This window comes from Bordetella genomosp. 1 (assembly GCF_002261335.1).
Classification (GTDB): Bacteria; Pseudomonadota; Gammaproteobacteria; order Burkholderiales; family Burkholderiaceae_B; genus Bordetella.
Genome location: NZ_NEVL01000003.1, coordinates 15,893 through 31,843 on the forward strand (window position 1 = coordinate 15,893; position 15,951 = coordinate 31,843).

Below are 15,951 nucleotides of genomic sequence, written 5' to 3' on the forward strand. Positions count from 1 at the left end.
CGCCCCGGTCGGGCGCGCCGGGCATCGGCGGAACTGACGGGTTTTTCCCCGGTTTATAGGCTTTATGGCCGCGCCGCGGCGGGGGTACGCTAGCGTCCAGACTTACCCAGATTCCCAGAAAGGATTGCGATCATGGCTGTTTCCGGCCTGTCCGGCATTGAAAGCATGCTCTCCCAGATGCGCGCGGTGGTGCGCACGGCCCAGAGCGGTGGCGTGTCCGCCGCCGACCTGAGCCCGGGCGCCGCGGACGCGACCCGTGCCGTCAGCTTCGCCGACGAGCTCGCCCGTTCGATCAAGCGCGTGTCGTCGGCCCAGATGGCCGCGACGGCGCAGTCCAAGGCCTTCGAGCTGGGCGCGCCCAACGTGTCGCTCAACGACGTCATGATCGACCTGCAGAAGTCGAGCCTCGGCTTCCAGACCACGGTCCAGGTGCGCAACCGCCTGGTCGCGGCCTACAAGGAAATTTCGTCGATGTCGATCTGACGTCGCGAGCGGGGCCGCGCGTGCAAGGCGCGCGGCCGGGCCGGTGTCAGTTGCCGGCCGCCGCGTAAGGGGTGTCCAGCCGCAGTTCGGCCGGAAAATCCGACACCATGGCCAGGCTGTCGTCGCTGAAGCGCACGACCTGCGGCCGTCCCAGATGCAATTGCACCCGCGAGCCGTCCGAGCGCGCCGCGTGCATTTCCACGGCCTGCGTGCCGCCCAGCAGGGCGCGGCCGCCCGGCGCCTGGTCGAGCTGCGCCAGATCGCGCGGCCGCCAGAACAACAGCTTGGTCTGCCAGTCGGTCCCCAGCACCAGCACCGGCCATTCGTTGCCCTGCCCGTCGTGGGCGTAGGCGTCGGTGTCCGGATGCATGAGCTCGCCCAGCGCCGTGCGGATCTCGTCGGCACGACGCAGCAGCTCGGTGTAATACACCACGGGGCGCGGTTGGTTCATGGAAACGCGGTGGGGAAGTGTCGGGGGCCGGCTCAGGCGGCCGGCGTCGGCGCCGCACCCGGCAGCGTCGGCACGGGCGCCGCGCCCGGCAGGGTCGGCACCTCGCGCGACTCGAGCCGGTACAGCCAGGCCAGCAATTCGGCTACCGCGGTGTAGAGCTGCGGCGGGATGTGCGCGTCGAGGTTCACCTGCATCAGCAGGCCCACCAGCTCCGGCGACTCGTGCACGTACAGGCCGTGTTCGCGCGCGTTGCGCACGATGGTGTCGGCCAGCTGGCCGTAGCCCTTGGCGACCACGCGCGGCGCGTCGTCGCCTTCGTCGTAGCTGAGCGCGACGGCGGAATTGCGGCCCTCGTTCGGGCCAGGGGCGGGAGGCTCGGCCTGCGGGCCAGCGTAGCGGATCATGGCGGGTGGCTCAGAACGAGAAGGGCGGCGAGAACGGCGGGAACAGGCCGGGCGGCATGATGAGCTGCGGCGGCATGGCGTCGATCGTGAGGTTCGACAGGGTCAGCCCGGCGGCGCCGAGCTTGCTGCGCAGGTGTTCGGATTGCTGGTTGAGCTCGACGGCGCCTTGCGGCGCGACGATGTTGAGCACCAGTTGCGAGCCGGCCAGGGACAGGCGCGCCTCGACCTGGCCCAGGCGGGGCAGCTCGAGCGTGAGGCGGGTATTCCAGTGCGTGGCCGGATCGCCGGGCTGGTCTTCGCCGTAGGGATCGCGCTGCACTTCCCATTCCATGTCGGCGCCGGGCCAGGCCTCGCCGCGCCACGACACCATCTGGTTGGCCAGCGCCTCGAGCTGCTGGCGCACCAGCGCGGTGCTGTCGGGGTTGAGCCCAGAATGTTGCGGCAGCAACGAGGTGGTCGTGTCGGGCAGGTCGGGCGCGCCCGGCGGCAGCGGCGTGGCGGTGCGCGCGGCCTGGGCGGCCTGGGTCGCCTTCTGGCCTTCCGGGCTCTGGGCCACTTCATGGGCCTGGGCCAGCCGGGCCTGGGGTTCGGCGCGCAACTGCTCGGGCGTGCGCTTGCCGAACACCATTTCGGTCAGGTGCGATTCGTAGAAGATGCCGCTGTCGGCCAGTACCGCACGCAGCGTCTGCGCCAGTTGCGCGGGCAACTGGCCGGCGCCGGCGTGGGTCGGGGCGGCGCCCTGCGCGTGAGCGGCCTGGCCTGCGCCGGTGGGCAGCGGCGTGCCGCGCAGCACGGCGGCCTCGGCGGTCGGCGCGTTGGGGGCCGGCGCCTGCGCGGCGGGGTTTGCGTTCGGGGCCGGGGCGGGCGCGGCCTGCGGCTGGGCCGCGGCCGGATTGCCGGCGGCAGCCTGGCCCTGCGGCATGATGAGCGGCGCACGGCCCTGGATCGGCGGCGCCTGCTCGGGGAACGTGGCCAGCAGCGCCAGGATGGTGCGCGCGGTCGAGCCCAGCGTGGTCGGCGCCGACGAGGTGGTGTCGTTGCGGGTGACGGTGCCGCGGGCGGCCAGCGCCAGGGCGGCCGCGGTCTTGGCGTCGAGCACGGCCGGCTGGCCGTTGCGGCCGACGACCTGGTCGAGGCCGCGCGGGTTGCGGCCGAGCTGGCCCGCGCGCGCGGCTTCGCCGGGCTGCGTGACGGCGTCGGGCCGGGCGCCGGAAATCAGGTTGGCGCTTGCCGCCATGGTGGTGCCGAGCACGGCATCCAACCGTTGAACCAGGACGTTGCCCAGGGCGGGCGGGCCGATGCTCATGTGCCGGTGGCCTTGCCACCGTAGGTGGCAAGCAGGGATTGTTGTCGCTTCATGCGGCCGAGCATATCACCGAGCCGCGAGAGTTGCGGCACCGCGAGATCGCGCACCGCGGCGTCGTTCTCGAGGATGCGCACCAGCAGGTCGTGCTTGAGCGTGCGCCCGGCTTCGTCGAGCGGCTGGCGCGGTTCGAGCAGCCGCAGGCGCTCGACGAGGTCGATGTACAAATGGCCGAGTCCGAGAACCCGGGTCCAATCTCCGTCCTGAGCTGCCGCCAGCATATCGCCCGTCACTTGGGCGATATGTTGGTATAGCTCGATGACCGGAGCGTGCTGCGTTAGGGCCGTCATAAATATCTCGCGCGTATCGCGGCGTGGCGATGGGTATGGCGCCCGCATCAAGCGGGTGCGGTGCCAGCAGGCTGGTCGTTGGCGGTCTGCCAGGCCTGCGCGAGATCGGCAAGCAGGCGGTCGGCGATGTCTAGCTGTTCGACGTCCGCATGCAAATTGGCTCTGAGCAGGGTGCGGATGATGAAGTCGTAAAGCTGGGAGAGGTTGGCGGCGATTTCGCCGCCGGCCTCCATGTTGAGCCCCAGCTTCAGCCCTTCGTCAACGATGCGCACGGCCTTGGATATGGCCTGGCCACGCTCAGCCGTCCGGCCCGCTTCCATATAGATGCGAGCCTGACCGATGGCCGCGCGCGCCCCGTCGTACAGCAACGTGATGAGGCGCTCGGGCGGCGCGCTCATGACCTGGGTCTCCAGGCCGATATCGCTGTAGGAACGTACGGATGAGTATCCGGTGGGGCGGCGTGCGGCGTAGGTCATCAGAGATTAAGACGTCGATTTCGACAGGTTGGCGAACTGCTGTTGCAGGTAGGAGCTGGTGCCATTCATCTGGACGACCATGGCGTCGAGCTTCACGAACTGGGCGCGGTAGGCGTCCATGGTGGCCGTGATCGATGCCTTGGTCGAATCGTATTGCTTCTTCAGCGTGGCGATGGTTTCCTGCAGGCCCTCGGTGCGATTCTTGATCGAACCCTTGCTGCCCAGGATGGTGTCGGTGACGCTGGCCATCTTTTCGGTCAGGCCATCGGTGCCGCTCAGGATCCGGCGCACGTCGGCGGGGTTCTCCGCCAGCGCCTTGTCCAGCTTTTCCTGGTCCAGCGTGATCTGGCCGGTCTTGACGTCGGTGGTGATGCCGAGCGCGCTCAGGGTGCGCAGGTCGCCTTCGGAGGTCGCCACGCGCAGGGCGCCGGCGATGCTGTTCTGGATCGAGCGGGTGGTGCCGTCGCCGGTCAGGGCGCTCTGGGTCTCGGCGGTGACGTCGAACTTGGTCAGGTCGGAGATCGTCGTCTGCAGCGAGTTGTACGCCTTGACGAAGTTCTGCACGGCGGTCGAGGCGGCGGCCGTATCGGCCGAGATGGTCACCTTCACGTCGGCTTCCGGCACCTTGTTCAGCACGAAGGTGACGTTGTCGACCACGGAATCCACCGTGTTGGTCTGGCTGGTCACGGCCACGCCGTTGACTTCGAGCTTGGCGTTCTTGGCTTCGGTCTGCACCGTCAGCTTCGAGTTGGCCAGGTCGTTCACGTCGAAGTTCAGCTTGCCGGCGAGCGTCGTGTTGCCGGTGATCTCCAGCTGCGCGACAGAGGCGTCGGTGCCTTCGGTCTTGCTGGTGATCATCAGGAAGTTGTTGCCGTTGCCATCGTTGATGACGGTCGCGCTCAGGCCCAGGTCGTCCGACGTGTTGATCGTCTTGACGATGCCGTTCAGGGACGTGTCCGAGCCGAGCTCGATCTTCTTGGTCGTGCCGTCGCCCAGCTTGACTTCCAGCGTGCCGCCGGCGCCGTTCTGCGCCATGCGGTCGGTGAACGAACCCGATTGCAGGGTCTGGGCGGTGGCGAGACTTTCCACCTTGATGTTGTAGGAACCGGGGACTGCACCGGCGGCCGTCTTCACCGTGACCGACTTGTCGTCGCTCACGGTCGATTTGACGGCGCTCAGTGCGCTGGTACCGAGCGCGGCCGCGGCCTTCTGGACCGCTTCGATCGCGCTCTGCAGCTTGCTGTAGGCCGAAATCTTGGTCTCGAAGCTGGATTGCTGGTTCGAGATCAGCGTCAGTCGCTGCTCTTCAGCTTTCTGCAGCTTGTCCAGGGTTTCTTGCAAAGGGAAACCCGAGGAGCCGAGGGACGTGATGGTGGCCATGTAGTACTCCTTCCTAGCAATGCGATTCTGTCAAAAATTGATGCGGCCTATTTGCCGGGCAAGGGCATAAGGTCGGGCTACTTCGAGGTTTATGGCGCCAGTCGCTTTCCGACTGGCCGGTCTTTCGAATTCAGGCCGTCGTCTGGACGGCATTTCCCTGCATCTTCACGATCATTTTGGCGATCCGAAGCACCGTTTCCGAGGGGATCGTGCGCAGCACTTCGCCCGACTCCGAATCCAGCACGGACACGACGACCGCATGGACGTCGGGGTCGATCTCGAACTGCAGTTCGGTCGACCAGGCGCGCAGCTGGTTGTTGATGTCGTCGAGCGCCTTTTCCATCGACTGGTTGGCGCCGGGCTGGCTGCCGGGCTGCGAATCGTTGCCGGTGTGCTGGCCGCGGCCGGTGGGCGCGACGGCGTTGCTGGCCACCGCCGGATCGACGGGTTGTGGCGCCGGCGCGACGGCGGGCAGGATGTGCGAAGCGGTACTGATAGGACTCACGGCCATGATCACTCCCGGCTGGGCGGTATCGGCGTCTTTGGGGACGCAACGGTTTTTGGAGGTGTTTCTCAGCTACCATAACGGCAACCTTAAACGGAACTTTAGGGCCGGAAAGGGCTTTTATTCCCTGATTCGACCCCTGGCCCCCACCGCCGATGAGTGTCAAAACCGCCTTACGCGTCATCGAGATCATCGAGACCTACGCCCGCGAGAAGCGGGCGTTGTCATTGACGGAACTGGCGCGCCTGCTCGACGTGCCGGTCTCCAGCTGCCTGGCGCTCATCCGTACCCTGGCCGCGCAGGGCTACCTCTACGAGACCGGCCGCCGCCAGGGCTACTACCCGACCGGCCGGCTGCTGGCCATGGCCCAGCGCATCGCGCGCGCCGACCCGGTCCTGGACCGGGTCTATCCCAGCCTGGTCGAGCTGCGCGAGGCCACCCGCGAGACCGTGGTGTTCGCCAAGCTGGATGCCGACCACCGGGTGGTCTACCTCGACGTGCTGGACTCGCCCCATACGATCCGCTATGCGCCCGTGGCCGGCGAGTTCAAGTCGATCCACGCCAATTCGCTGGGCAAGGCGCTGATCTCGCAGCTGCCGGCGGGCGAGTGCCAGGCGCTGCTCGCGGGCACGCCGCTCACGCGCTACAACGCGCGCACCCTGACCACGCCCGAGCAGGTGCTGGCCGACCTCGCGCAGTCGCGCGAACGGGGGTGGTACTCGAACATGGGCGAATCGATCGCCGACGTGGGGGCGATCGCCTGGCCGCTCGCGCTGTCGGGCGAAACCTACGCGATCTCCGTGGGCGGGCCGATCTATCGCATCGAGCCCAACCAGCAGGCCTACGCCAGCATCCTGCGCGCGGCCTGCACCGCGCTGGAGCAGGATCACTGACGCGACCCCGCCTCGGCGGGCTCAGTACGAGCGCGGCAGACCCAGCACCTTCTCGGCGATGAAGCACATGATGAGCTGCGGGCTGACCGGCGCGATGCGCGGGATGTAGCTCTCGCGCAGCAGCCGTTCCACGTGGTATTCCTTGGCGTAGCCCATGCCGCCCAGCGTCAGCACGGCCGTCTGGCAGGCGTTGTGGCCGGCCTCGGCCGCCAGGTACTTGGCGGTGTTGGCATAGGGCCCGCAGGGCAGGCCGGCGTCGTAGAGGCTGGCGGCCTTGAACACCATCAGGTTGGCCGCCTCGAGCTGCATCCAGGCCTGCGCCAGCGGGTGCTGGATGCCCTGGTTCTGGCCGATCGGGCGGCCGAACACCACCCGCTCGCCGGCATACTGCACCGCGCGCGCCAGCGCCGCCTGGCCGATCCCCACGGCCTCGGCCGCGATCAGGATGCGCTCCGGATTCAGGCCGTGCAGGATGTATTCGAAGCCGCGGCCTTCCTCGCCCACGCGGTCGGCCTCCGGGATCCGCAGGCCGTCGATGAACAGCATGTTCGAATCCACCGCCTTGCGGCCCATCTTCTCGATCTCGCGCACCTCGACCCGTTCGCGGTCGAGGTCGGTATAGAAGAGCGACAGGCCCTGGGTGGGCTTGGCCACGTCGGAGAGGGGCGTGGTGCGCGCCAGCAGCAGCATCTTGTGCGCCACCTGCGCGGTCGAGATCCAGATCTTGCGCCCATGCGCCACGTAGTGGTCGCCCTGGCGCTCGGCGCGGGTCTTCAGGTGGGTGGTGTCGAGCCCGGCGTCGGGCTCGGTCACCGCGAAACAGGCCTTCTCGCGGCCGGCGATGAGCGGCTCGAGCCAGCGCGCGCGCTGCGCGTCGTTGCCGAACACCACCACCGGGTTCAGGCCGAAGATGTTCATGTGCACCGCGGAGGCGCCGGCAAAGCCCGCGCCCGAGGCCGCGATGGTCTGCATCATGAGGGCGGCCTCGGTCATGCCCAGGCCGGCGCCGCCGTGCTCCTGCGGCATGGCGATGCCGAGCCAGCCGTCGCGCGCCAGGGCCGCGTGGAAGTCGTGCGGAAAGCCGCCGTCGCGGTCGCGTTCCAGCCAGTAGTCGTCGGGGAACTGCGCGCAGACCCGGCTCACCGCATCGCGCAGGGCCAGCTGGTCCGGGCTGAACTCAAAATCCATGGGTCGTGTCCTCAAGTGGGGGAATCGGTGCGCAGCCGCGCGATCACGGCGATCTCGGCGTCCGAGAGGCCGGCTTCGCGCAGCACCTCCTCGGTGTGTTCGCCCAGGCGCGGCGCGGGGCGGCGCAGGTCGGTGGGGGTGGCGCTGTAGCGGCCCAGCGGACCGGTGGTGCGCAGCCGGCCCTCGCTCGGATGCTCGACCTCGCGCACCAGTCCGGTGGCGCGCAGCTGCGGGTCGTCGATCAGGTCGTCGACCGAGTACAGCCGCGAGGCCGGGATGTCGGCCTCGCCCAGCAGCGCCAGCCAGGTCGCGCTGTCGCGCGTGCGCATGACCTCGGCCACGAAGGCGTAGACCGCGTCGATGTGCTGCGCGCGGGCGCCGTGATTGCAAAAGCGCGGGTCGTCGTTGAGCTCGGGCTGGCCGATCAGGTCGAAGAAGTTGCGCCAGTGCTTGTCGTTGTAGATCAGCAGGCAGACATAGCCGTCGGCCGTCGCGTAGGGGCGGCGGTGCGGCGCCAGCAGGCGGGCGTAGCCGGTGGGGCCGAGCGGCGGCTCGAAGGTGTGGCCGCCCAGATGGTCGCCCAGCACCATGTGCGCCATGCCCTCGAACATCGGCACCTCGACGGCCTGGCCGTGGCCGCTGGCGCGCGCATGCACCACGGCCGCCAGCAGCGCCACCGCCACCTGCAGGCCGACGCTGCGGTCGGCGAGCGTCAGCGGCGCGTAGCGCGGCACGTCGCCGCTCTGGCGCGCGCTCAGGTCGGCGATCGCGGTCTGCCCCTGGATCAGGTCGTCGTAGGCGGGGCGGCCGGCATAGGGGCCGGCCTCGGCAAAGCCGTAGGCGCCGATGTGGACGATGCGCGGATTGTGCGCCGCCACCGCGTCATACGACAGACCGAGCCGGGCCATGGCCTGGGGGCGGATGTTGTAGAGCAGGGCGTCGCAGCTTTCGGCCAGCTTGAGGCAGGCCTCGCGCCCGGCCTCGGACTTGAGGTCGAGCACGATGGAGCGCTTGTTGCGGTTCAGGTGCAGATACAGATGGCCCATGCCCGGATTGCGCATGGGCCCGACGGCGCGCATGTTGTCGCCGGCGGGCGACTCCACCTTGATGATGTCGGCGCCCAGGTCGCCCAGCACCTGGGTGGCGTAGGGCCCCATCACGACGGAGCTGAGATCGAGGATGCGCACGCCGGCCAGCGGGCCGGCGCTTGCGCGGGAAGCAGCAGTGGGTGTGGTCATTGTGGCTGGATGTCGGCGTCGCGGATGAGCTTGCCCCAGAGGTCGCGTTCGCCGGCGACGAATGTGCCGAAGTCCTGCGGCGTGCCGCTGAAGGCGTCGAAGCCGAGGTCGGCAAGCTTCTTCTTGATGGCCGGATCGGTGACGATCTGGTTGATGGCGGTGTTCACGCGGGTCACGACCTCCGGCGGCAGGCCGGCCGGACCGAAGAAGCCGTTCCACGAGTTGAGGTCGAAGTCGGCCACGCCGGCCTCCTTCATGGAGGGCAGGTCGGGCACGATCGCGCTGCGGTTGGCGGTCGACACGGCGAGGGCGCGCAACTGCCCCGATTGCACGAAGGGCAGGCCGGAGGCGAGGTCGGTGAACATGAAGTCCACCTGGCCGCCGATCACGTCCGTGACCGCCTGCGGGGTGCCCTTGTACGGCACGTGCAGGATGTCGACGCCGGCGCGGCGCGCCAGCGTGGCGCCGGCCACGATGCCGGTGCTGTTGCCGCTGGCGTAGGTGATCTTGCCGGGCTTGGCCTTGGCCGCCGCGATCAGCTCGGTCACGGTCTTGTAGGGCAGCTTGGGATTCACCACCAGGATGAACGGCAGGTTGCCGCCGCGCGCGATCGGCGTGAAATCCTTCACCGGGTCGTAGGGCACGTTCTTCATCAGGAACGGCGCCGCCGAATGCGAGGTGTTGGTGGTGACGAACAGCGTGTAGCCGTCGGGCTTGGCGCGCGCCACGTAGTTGGCGGCGATCGTGGCGTTGGCGCCCGGTTTGTTCTCGACCACGATCTGCTGGCCGAGCCGCTGCGACAGCTCGTTGGCGAAGATGCGGCCGACCGCGTCGGTGCCGGAGCCGGCCGGGAAGGGCACGATCAGCGAAATCGGTTTCTCGGGATAGCCGGCGGCCTGGGCGGCCGGGATGGTCCAGGCGGCGGCGAGGGCGGTCAATGCCGCCGCCGCGGCGCGTGCGTGGCGCTGCAGGTTCATGGTTTGTCTCCTGGTGGATGTCTATCTATATAGGTATAGGTATGCGGGCGGCGCGCCGCCCGGCCGTGCAGGACTCAGCGGATCACGCGATCCGGCGACTCTTCGTAGGGCGGCGTGTAGATCACCAGCAGGCGCGCCGGCGTCTCGCTCGTCACCGTGAACACGTGCGGGATGTCCGCGGGGAAGTAACAGCAGTCGCCGGCCTGCATGTCGGCCACTTCGTCGCCCACCTGCGCGCGCGCCGTGCCTTCGAGCAGGTAACAGACCTGCTCGATGCCGGGATGCGCGTGCGGCAGGGCGCCCTGGCCGCGTTCGATCTCGCCCAGCAGCACCTCGACATGCCTGGAGCCGACGGTCTCGGGGCTGATCAGGCGGCGATTGAGGGTGCCGGTGTGGTTGGCCGGGTGGTAGCCCTCGACCTCGGCGGGCCGCACCAGCCATTGGGGTTTGCTGCGCATGGATGTCTCCGTGATGATTTTTTTGTGTGTGAAAAGATATTCACATACGAGAAAAATCGACGCAAGCCGGAATCCCCCGAATATCCCCCTCCCGCCAGGGGGCGATCGGGGTAAACACCGAGAGGTGGCTGCTAAAATCCATGGGTTACTTATTTATTGCGCCATCATGTCCGTCGTCCGACCCGATGCCAGTTCCGGCCTGCCCGATTGGCTGCAGTACCTCGAATCCATCCATGCCAAGGCCATCGACCTCGGGCTCGATCGCGTCAAGGCGGTGGCCGAGCGTCTCGACCTGCGGCTGGACGCGGTCAAGTTCGTCGTGGGCGGCACCAACGGCAAGGGCTCGACCTGCGCCATGCTCGCGGCCATCCTGCTGGCGGCCGGCTACAAGGTCGGGCTCTACACCTCGCCGCACCTGATCGACTTCAACGAGCGGGCCCGGGTCAACGGCGAGATCGCCTCCGATGCCGCGCTGGTCGCGCAGTTCGCCGCGGTCGAGGCGGCGCGCGGCGAGATCAGCCTCACCTATTTCGAATTCACCACGCTCGCCATCCTGCGCCTGTTCGCACAGACGCGCCTGGACGCGATCGTGCTCGAGGTCGGCCTGGGCGGGCGCCTGGACGCGGTCAACATCGTCGACGCCGACTGTGCCATCGTGACCAGCGTCGACATCGACCACACCGACTGGCTCGGCGACACGCGCGAGAAGATCGGCTTCGAGAAGGCCCACATCTATCGCGCCGGCCGCCCCGCCATCTGCAGCGACCCGGTGCCGCCGCAAAGCCTGCTCGACCACATCGCCGAGATCGGCGCCGACGCCTGGCTGTTCGGACGCGACTTCAACTACTCCGGCGACCGCCAGCAGTGGGCCTACGGCGGCCGCGAAGTGCGCCGCGCCTCGCTCGCCTATCCGGCGCTGCGCGGCGCCAACCAGCTGCTCAACGCCTCGGCCGCGCTGGCCGCGCTCGAATCGGTGCGCGACCGCCTGCCGGTGCCGCAACAGGCGGTGCGCCTGGGGCTGCTGCAGGCCTCGCTGCCCGGCCGCTTCCAGATCCTGCCCGGCCAGCCGGCCGTGATCCTCGACGTCGCGCACAACCCGCACGCCGCGGCGGTGCTGGCGCAGAACCTCGACAATATGGGCTTCCACCCCTACACGCACGCCGTGTTCGGCATGCTCTCCGACAAGGACCTCGCCGGCGTGGTGGCCAAGTTCGGCAGCCGCGTCGACCACTGGTATTGCGCCGGCCTGTCCGGCCCGCGCGGCACCACCGGCGAGGCCCTGGCCCACGATGTGCAGGCGCTGTTGCCCAAGGTGGCGGAAGGCGCCGAAGGCCCCACCGTGGCGGCCTATGCCGACCCGGCCGCCGCCTTTGCCGCCGCCCGCGAAAAGGCAGGGGAGAATGATAGAATCGTCGTATTCGGATCGTTTCTGACCGTAGCCGCAGTGCTGCAGGCGCTGGGCCGCAAGGCATGACCCGCGCCAGCCAGGCTGGGGGGCGAAGCGCAACCGGAACGCAAGCCGGTCTGCCGCCCGCAGCCTGGCGCGTTTCATCCGCTGGGGATTGAGTTCCATGGGTTTGTTCAGTCGCAAAGATTCTGCCTCCGAGGCGTCCTCCACCCGGTCCCGTCCGATGGTGTCGAGTGAGGCCCAGGCGGCCGAACTGCGCGCCCGGGCGCGCCGTCGTCTGGCGGGCGCCATTGCCCTGGTCCTGGCCGCGGTCATCGTGCTGCCCATGATCCTCGACTCGGAGCCGGTCCCGGTCTCCGACGACATTCCCATCCGCATTCCCGAGCGCGGCACGCCGTACCAGCCGCCGGTCTCCGATCCCCAGGCACAGCCCGGCCCGTCCGGCCCGGTCGCGCAGAATGGCGACCCCGCCGTGCCGCCCGACCTGAGCGGCGCGCCCGCGGCCCAGCCGCCTGCCGGCACGCCGCCGGCCACCCAGACGCCGCCGGCCCAGACGCCGCCCGCGCAGCAACCGCCCGCGCAGACCGCACAAACACCGCCTCCGACCACCACGACGCCGCCCAGGCCCGAAGCCAAGCCGCCCGTCACGCCGCCCAAGCCCGCCGAGAAGCCGGAAACGCAGCGCAGCGACGACGGCGCGCGCGCCCTGGCGCTGCTCGAGGGCCGCAACGCCCCGGCGCAGACCTCGCCCACGCCCAAGCCGGCCGCCAGCGGGAACTTCGTGCTCCAGGTGGCCTCTTACACCACGCAGGCCGATGCCAACGCCCGCCGCGGCAAGTTGCACCAGGCCGGCGTCACCAACGCTTTCGTCGAACAGGCCAGCATCAATGGCAAACAGCAGTACCGTCTGCGCGTCGGGCCGTTCCCGTCGCGCGAGGCGGCGCAGGCAGCCCAGGCGCGCTTGCGCACGCTGGGCTATGACAACGGTTTCATTGCCGCACAGTGACCGGGTTCGATTTCGTCGTCCTGGCGATACTCGCGGTATCGGGCCTGCTGGGCCTGGTGCGCGGGCTGCTCAAGGAATTGCTGTCGCTGATTGCCTACGTGCTCGCCTTCGTGGCGGCAATCTGGTGGGGCCCCACTGTTTATGGCTGGCTCGAACCCTATATAGAGACCACGGTGCTGCGCATGGGCGTGTCGTACGCCGCCGTGTTCATCATCGTGCTGCTGGCGGTGGGCCTGGTCAACATGACGCTGGGCGCGCTGATCCGCACGACCGGCCTGTCGCCGGCCGACCATGGCCTGGGTGCCGTGTTCGGCCTGGCGCGGGGCCTGTTGATCATCGTGGTGCTCGTGGGCATGGCGGGGTATACGCCGTTGCCGCAGGAGCCCTGGTGGAAAGACGCCATGTTTTCGCATTCGGCCACGCAGGCCGTCTTGAAGGTCAAGTCCATGTTGCCTGAGTCCCTCGAGACCTGGGTGCCATACTGATTCACTACTGCTTCACTCGTTTTACATCTACAGGAACTCACCATGTGTGGAATCGTCGGGGTTATCGGGCGCGGGCCGGTTAACCAGCTGCTGTATGACAGCCTGCTGTTGTTGCAGCACCGGGGCCAGGACGCTGCTGGCATCGCCACCTCCCACGGCAATCACTTCAACATGTACAAGGCCCACGGCCTGGTACGTGACGTGTTCCGCACGCGCAACATGCGTTCGCTGCCCGGCACCAGCGGTGTCGGCCAGGTCCGCTATCCCACCGCCGGGTCGAGCTCGAGCGAGGAAGAAGCGCAGCCGTTCTACGTGAATGCCCCCTTCGGCATCGTGTTCGCCCATAACGGCAACCTCACCAACTGGCGCGAACTGCGCGAGGCGCTCTACCGCGTCGACCGCCGTCACATCAACACCAACTCCGACTCCGAAGTGCTGCTCAACGTGCTCGCGCACGAGCTGCAGTCGGCGGCCAACGGTGTCTCGCTCGACGACGACGCGATCTTCCGCGCCGTCACCCAGGTCCACAACCGCGTCAAGGGTGCCTACGCGGTCGTGGCCCAGATCTCGGGCTACGGCATGCTGGCCTTCCGCGACCCGCACGGCATCCGTCCGCTGTGCATCGGCCGCCAGGAGACCGACGAGGGCGTCGAGTGGATGGTGGCCTCGGAATCGGTGGCCCTGGAAGGCAGCGGCTTCGTTTTCGTGCGCGACGTGCTGCCCGGCGAAGCGGTCTTCATCGACCTCGACGGCCGCCTGGTCAGCCGCCAGTGCGCCGAGAATGCGCGCCTCGTGCCCTGCATCTTCGAATACGTCTACTTCGCCCGCCCCGACTCGCTGATCGACGGCGTGTCGGTGTACGACGCGCGCCTGCGCATGGGTGAATACCTGGCCGACAAGGTCGCGCGCAACATGCGCATCGGCGACATCGACGTGGTCATGCCCATCCCCGATTCGTCGCGTCCGGCCGCCATGCAGCTCGCATCGCGCCTGAACCTCGACTATCGCGAAGGGCTCATCAAGAACCGCTACGTCGGCCGCACCTTCATCATGCCGGGCCAGGCCGTGCGCCGTAAGTCCGTGCGCCAGAAGCTCAACGCGATCGGCCAGGAGTTCAAGGGCAAGAACGTGCTGCTGGTCGACGACTCGATCGTGCGCGGCACCACCAGCCGCGAGATCGTCGACATGGCGCGCGCCGCCGGCGCCAACAAGGTGTACTTCGCCTCCGCCGCGCCTCCGGTCCGTTTCCCCAACGTCTACGGCATCGACATGCCGACGCAGAAGGAACTGATCGCCACCGGCCGCAGCGACGAAGAGATCGCCCGCGCCATCGGTGCCGATTCGCTGGTCTACCAGGATCTCGCCGACATGCAGCAGGCCGTGCGCGACATCAACCCGTCGATCACCCGCTTCGAAGCCTCGTGTTTCGACGGCGAGTACATCACGGGCGACATCACGCCGGAATACCTGGAGCGCCTGGGCCAGTCGCGCGCCAGCACCGGCGACGACGAAGCCGCCGGCGGCCTGCAGTTCAACATGGGCTACGCGACCAACGACGCCTGAGCGTCGGCAGATCGCACCCATGAAAAAAGCGGCGCCATCACGGCGCCGCTTTTTTTTGTCTGGTGCTGGACGTTCAGGCCCGGCCGCGTCCGGCGAAGGCGGCCGGCAGGGCGACGAAGAACAGCACCACGAACAGTCCCAGGCTCCAGAGCGCGTATTCCAGGCCGAGCACGGTCACCGACGCGTCCATGCAGGTCGCGAAGATGCCGAACACCGAGGGCAGGGCGCCGTCCAGGCCGGTGCCGGTCATGAAGCGGTCGGCGAAGGTCTGGTCGCACGACAGCATCTTGGCCGCCACGGTGTATTGGTACCAGGCGGCCGCCACGCCGGCCAGCGCCAGCAGCGCGCCCAGGCCCGCGCCGATGCGCGAGGCCAGCGGGCCGGCAAACGCGGCGACGAGCGCGATCAGGCCGATCGCCAGGTAGATCAGGCGTTGCAGCACGCACCAGGCGCAGGGCGGCATGTCGAACAGGTGTTGCGAGACCAGGGCCACGCCGAGCGCGCCGAAGCACAGCAGCGCGATCAGGAGAAGCAGACGTTTGCGTTGGGGATACATAGGGGTCCGGACGCGAGGCTAGGGGTTGAGGAAAGGTCGGGGCAGGGCGGTTAGGCCGGGGGCGCCGGCATAAGTTGCATCGCCTGCGAGAAAAGCCCGAGGATCAGTTCGCGCGCGCCGTCCCAGAAGATCTGCACGCCCAGGCACAGCATGATGAAGGCCGACAGCCGCATGAACACCGCGGTGCCGTTCTCGCCCAGGCGGTGCAGCAGCTGCACCGCGAAGCGCAGGCACACGTAGAGGATCAGCGCCACCAGCGCCACGCCCGGCAGCGAGCCGGCGATGCGCATCACGCTCACCACGTGGTCGGTCTGGTCGCGCAGCGACGCGCCCACCGTGATCGCCGCGGCGATCGAGCCCGGCCCGCAGCTGATCGGGAAGGTCAGCGGATAGAAGGCGCGCGCCCGCGCCATCTCGGGCGTGAACGACTCGGCCATGCGCGCGGCGTGGCTGGTGCCCGCGTCGGGCGAGTTCACCAGCATCCAGGCGTTGTACATCACCAGGATGCCGCCGCCCACGCGCACGATGGCCAGCGAGATGCCGAAAAAGGTGAGGACCACGTTGCCGGCCACCATGGCGATGATCAGCATCAGCGCCACGTTGAGCGAGACCCGCTTGGCCAGCGCGGTGCGGGTGGCGGCCGAGGCGCCCTCGGTGAGGCTCCAGAAGATCGGCGCCACCGCGGGCGGGTTCAGGAAGGGCAGCAGCGTCGCCAGCGCAAAGAAGAAACTGCGGCCAAAGATCATCAGATAATCGTTGAGCGGCATGATGGCGGTGGCGTGGGAAAAAAGCGATTGTATGCGGCGGCGGCGCGGCGCCCAAGCGCC

At 68.5% G+C, this 15,951-nt stretch carries 19 protein-coding genes; 6 read left to right on the plus strand and 13 right to left on the minus strand.

The window, feature by feature from the left end:
* Positions 1 to 132 precede the first annotated feature (132 nt).
* Complete coding sequence (gene fliE, locus CEG14_RS08520; RefSeq protein WP_094825956.1) at positions 133 to 483, plus strand: flagellar hook-basal body complex protein FliE; 351 nt, start codon at positions 133 to 135, stop codon at positions 481 to 483.
* A 46-nt stretch (positions 484 to 529) separates the two neighbouring features.
* Here fliE and CEG14_RS08525 read toward each other — a convergent pair whose 3' ends face one another.
* The 7 genes from CEG14_RS08525 to CEG14_RS08555 all read right to left on the minus strand — a co-directional run bounded on the left by CEG14_RS08525 (position 530) and on the right by CEG14_RS08555 (position 5,358).
* Positions 530 to 934, minus strand: coding sequence for a hypothetical protein (locus CEG14_RS08525; protein WP_094825957.1), 405 nt, complete (start codon positions 932 to 934; stop codon positions 530 to 532).
* 32 nt (positions 935 to 966) lie between these two features.
* Entirely contained in the window at positions 967 to 1,338 is a 372-nt protein-coding gene (locus tag CEG14_RS08530) for an EscU/YscU/HrcU family type III secretion system export apparatus switch protein (RefSeq protein ID WP_094825958.1), read from the minus strand.
* 10 nt (positions 1,339 to 1,348) lie between these two features.
* Positions 1,349 to 2,644 (minus strand): flagellar hook-length control protein FliK, encoded by a 1,296-nt coding sequence (gene fliK, locus CEG14_RS08535; protein ID WP_094825959.1) that lies wholly within the window; start codon positions 2,642 to 2,644, stop codon positions 1,349 to 1,351.
* Entirely contained in the window at positions 2,641 to 2,991 is a 351-nt protein-coding gene (locus CEG14_RS08540) for a flagellar protein FliT (RefSeq protein WP_094825960.1), read from the minus strand. The genes fliK and CEG14_RS08540 overlap by 4 nt, the downstream gene beginning before the upstream one ends.
* 47 nt (positions 2,992 to 3,038) lie before the next feature.
* The gene (gene fliS / locus CEG14_RS08545) at positions 3,039 to 3,467 is read right to left on the minus strand and encodes a flagellar export chaperone FliS (protein ID WP_094825961.1); all 429 of its coding nucleotides are present in this window, start codon (positions 3,465 to 3,467) and stop codon (positions 3,039 to 3,041) included.
* A 6-nt stretch (positions 3,468 to 3,473) separates the two neighbouring features.
* Entirely contained in the window at positions 3,474 to 4,847 is a 1,374-nt protein-coding gene (gene fliD / locus CEG14_RS08550) for a flagellar filament capping protein FliD (protein ID WP_094825962.1), read from the minus strand.
* A gap of 130 nt (positions 4,848 to 4,977) precedes the next feature.
* The gene (locus tag CEG14_RS08555) at positions 4,978 to 5,358 is read right to left on the minus strand and encodes a flagellar protein FlaG (protein ID WP_094825963.1); all 381 of its coding nucleotides are present in this window, start codon (positions 5,356 to 5,358) and stop codon (positions 4,978 to 4,980) included.
* A 149-nt stretch (positions 5,359 to 5,507) separates the two neighbouring features.
* Here CEG14_RS08555 and CEG14_RS08560 point away from each other — a divergent pair, with 149 nt between their 5' ends.
* On the plus strand, positions 5,508 to 6,245 hold the full coding sequence (locus CEG14_RS08560; RefSeq protein WP_094825964.1) for an IclR family transcriptional regulator: 738 nt from the start codon (positions 5,508 to 5,510) through the stop codon (positions 6,243 to 6,245).
* Positions 6,246 to 6,266: 21 nt separating this feature from the next.
* On the opposite strand, the gene CEG14_RS08565 is transcribed toward CEG14_RS08560, so the two are convergent.
* From CEG14_RS08565 to CEG14_RS08580, 4 genes are all read right to left on the minus strand, one after another.
* The gene (locus CEG14_RS08565) at positions 6,267 to 7,433 is read right to left on the minus strand and encodes an acyl-CoA dehydrogenase family protein (protein WP_094825965.1); all 1,167 of its coding nucleotides are present in this window, start codon (positions 7,431 to 7,433) and stop codon (positions 6,267 to 6,269) included.
* 11 nt (positions 7,434 to 7,444) lie between these two features.
* Positions 7,445 to 8,671 carry a CaiB/BaiF CoA transferase family protein gene (locus tag CEG14_RS08570; RefSeq protein ID WP_094825966.1) on the minus strand — a complete coding sequence of 409 codons (1,227 nt, stop codon included), beginning with the start codon at positions 8,669 to 8,671 and terminating at the stop codon, positions 7,445 to 7,447.
* Entirely contained in the window at positions 8,668 to 9,648 is a 981-nt protein-coding gene (locus CEG14_RS08575) for a Bug family tripartite tricarboxylate transporter substrate binding protein (RefSeq protein WP_094825967.1), read from the minus strand. The genes CEG14_RS08570 and CEG14_RS08575 overlap by 4 nt, the downstream gene beginning before the upstream one ends.
* Before the next feature lie 74 nt (positions 9,649 to 9,722).
* Complete coding sequence (locus tag CEG14_RS08580; RefSeq protein ID WP_094825968.1) at positions 9,723 to 10,106, minus strand: cupin domain-containing protein; 384 nt, start codon at positions 10,104 to 10,106, stop codon at positions 9,723 to 9,725.
* 166 nt (positions 10,107 to 10,272) lie between these two features.
* On the opposite strand from CEG14_RS08580, the gene folC reads away from it, so the two are divergent.
* From folC to purF, 4 genes are all read left to right on the plus strand, one after another.
* Positions 10,273 to 11,580 (plus strand): bifunctional tetrahydrofolate synthase/dihydrofolate synthase, encoded by a 1,308-nt coding sequence (gene folC, locus CEG14_RS08585; RefSeq protein WP_094825969.1) that lies wholly within the window; start codon positions 10,273 to 10,275, stop codon positions 11,578 to 11,580.
* A 97-nt stretch (positions 11,581 to 11,677) separates the two neighbouring features.
* A complete protein-coding gene (locus tag CEG14_RS08590) occupies positions 11,678 to 12,520 on the plus strand; it encodes an SPOR domain-containing protein (RefSeq protein WP_094825970.1) in 843 nt (280 codons plus the stop codon).
* Entirely contained in the window at positions 12,517 to 13,005 is a 489-nt protein-coding gene (locus CEG14_RS08595) for a CvpA family protein (RefSeq protein ID WP_094825971.1), read from the plus strand. The genes CEG14_RS08590 and CEG14_RS08595 overlap by 4 nt, the downstream gene beginning before the upstream one ends.
* Before the next feature lie 42 nt (positions 13,006 to 13,047).
* Complete coding sequence (gene purF, locus CEG14_RS08600) at positions 13,048 to 14,568, plus strand: amidophosphoribosyltransferase (protein WP_094825972.1); 1,521 nt, start codon at positions 13,048 to 13,050, stop codon at positions 14,566 to 14,568.
* A gap of 73 nt (positions 14,569 to 14,641) precedes the next feature.
* Here purF and CEG14_RS08605 read toward each other — a convergent pair whose 3' ends face one another.
* Both CEG14_RS08605 and CEG14_RS08610 read right to left on the minus strand, forming a co-directional pair.
* Positions 14,642 to 15,124: a disulfide bond formation protein B gene (locus CEG14_RS08605; protein ID WP_094825973.1), complete on the minus strand. Its 483-nt coding sequence runs from the start codon at positions 15,122 to 15,124 to the stop codon at positions 14,642 to 14,644.
* A 50-nt stretch (positions 15,125 to 15,174) separates the two neighbouring features.
* Positions 15,175 to 15,891 (minus strand): MarC family protein, encoded by a 717-nt coding sequence (locus CEG14_RS08610; protein ID WP_094825974.1) that lies wholly within the window; start codon positions 15,889 to 15,891, stop codon positions 15,175 to 15,177.
* Positions 15,892 to 15,951 lie beyond the last annotated feature (60 nt).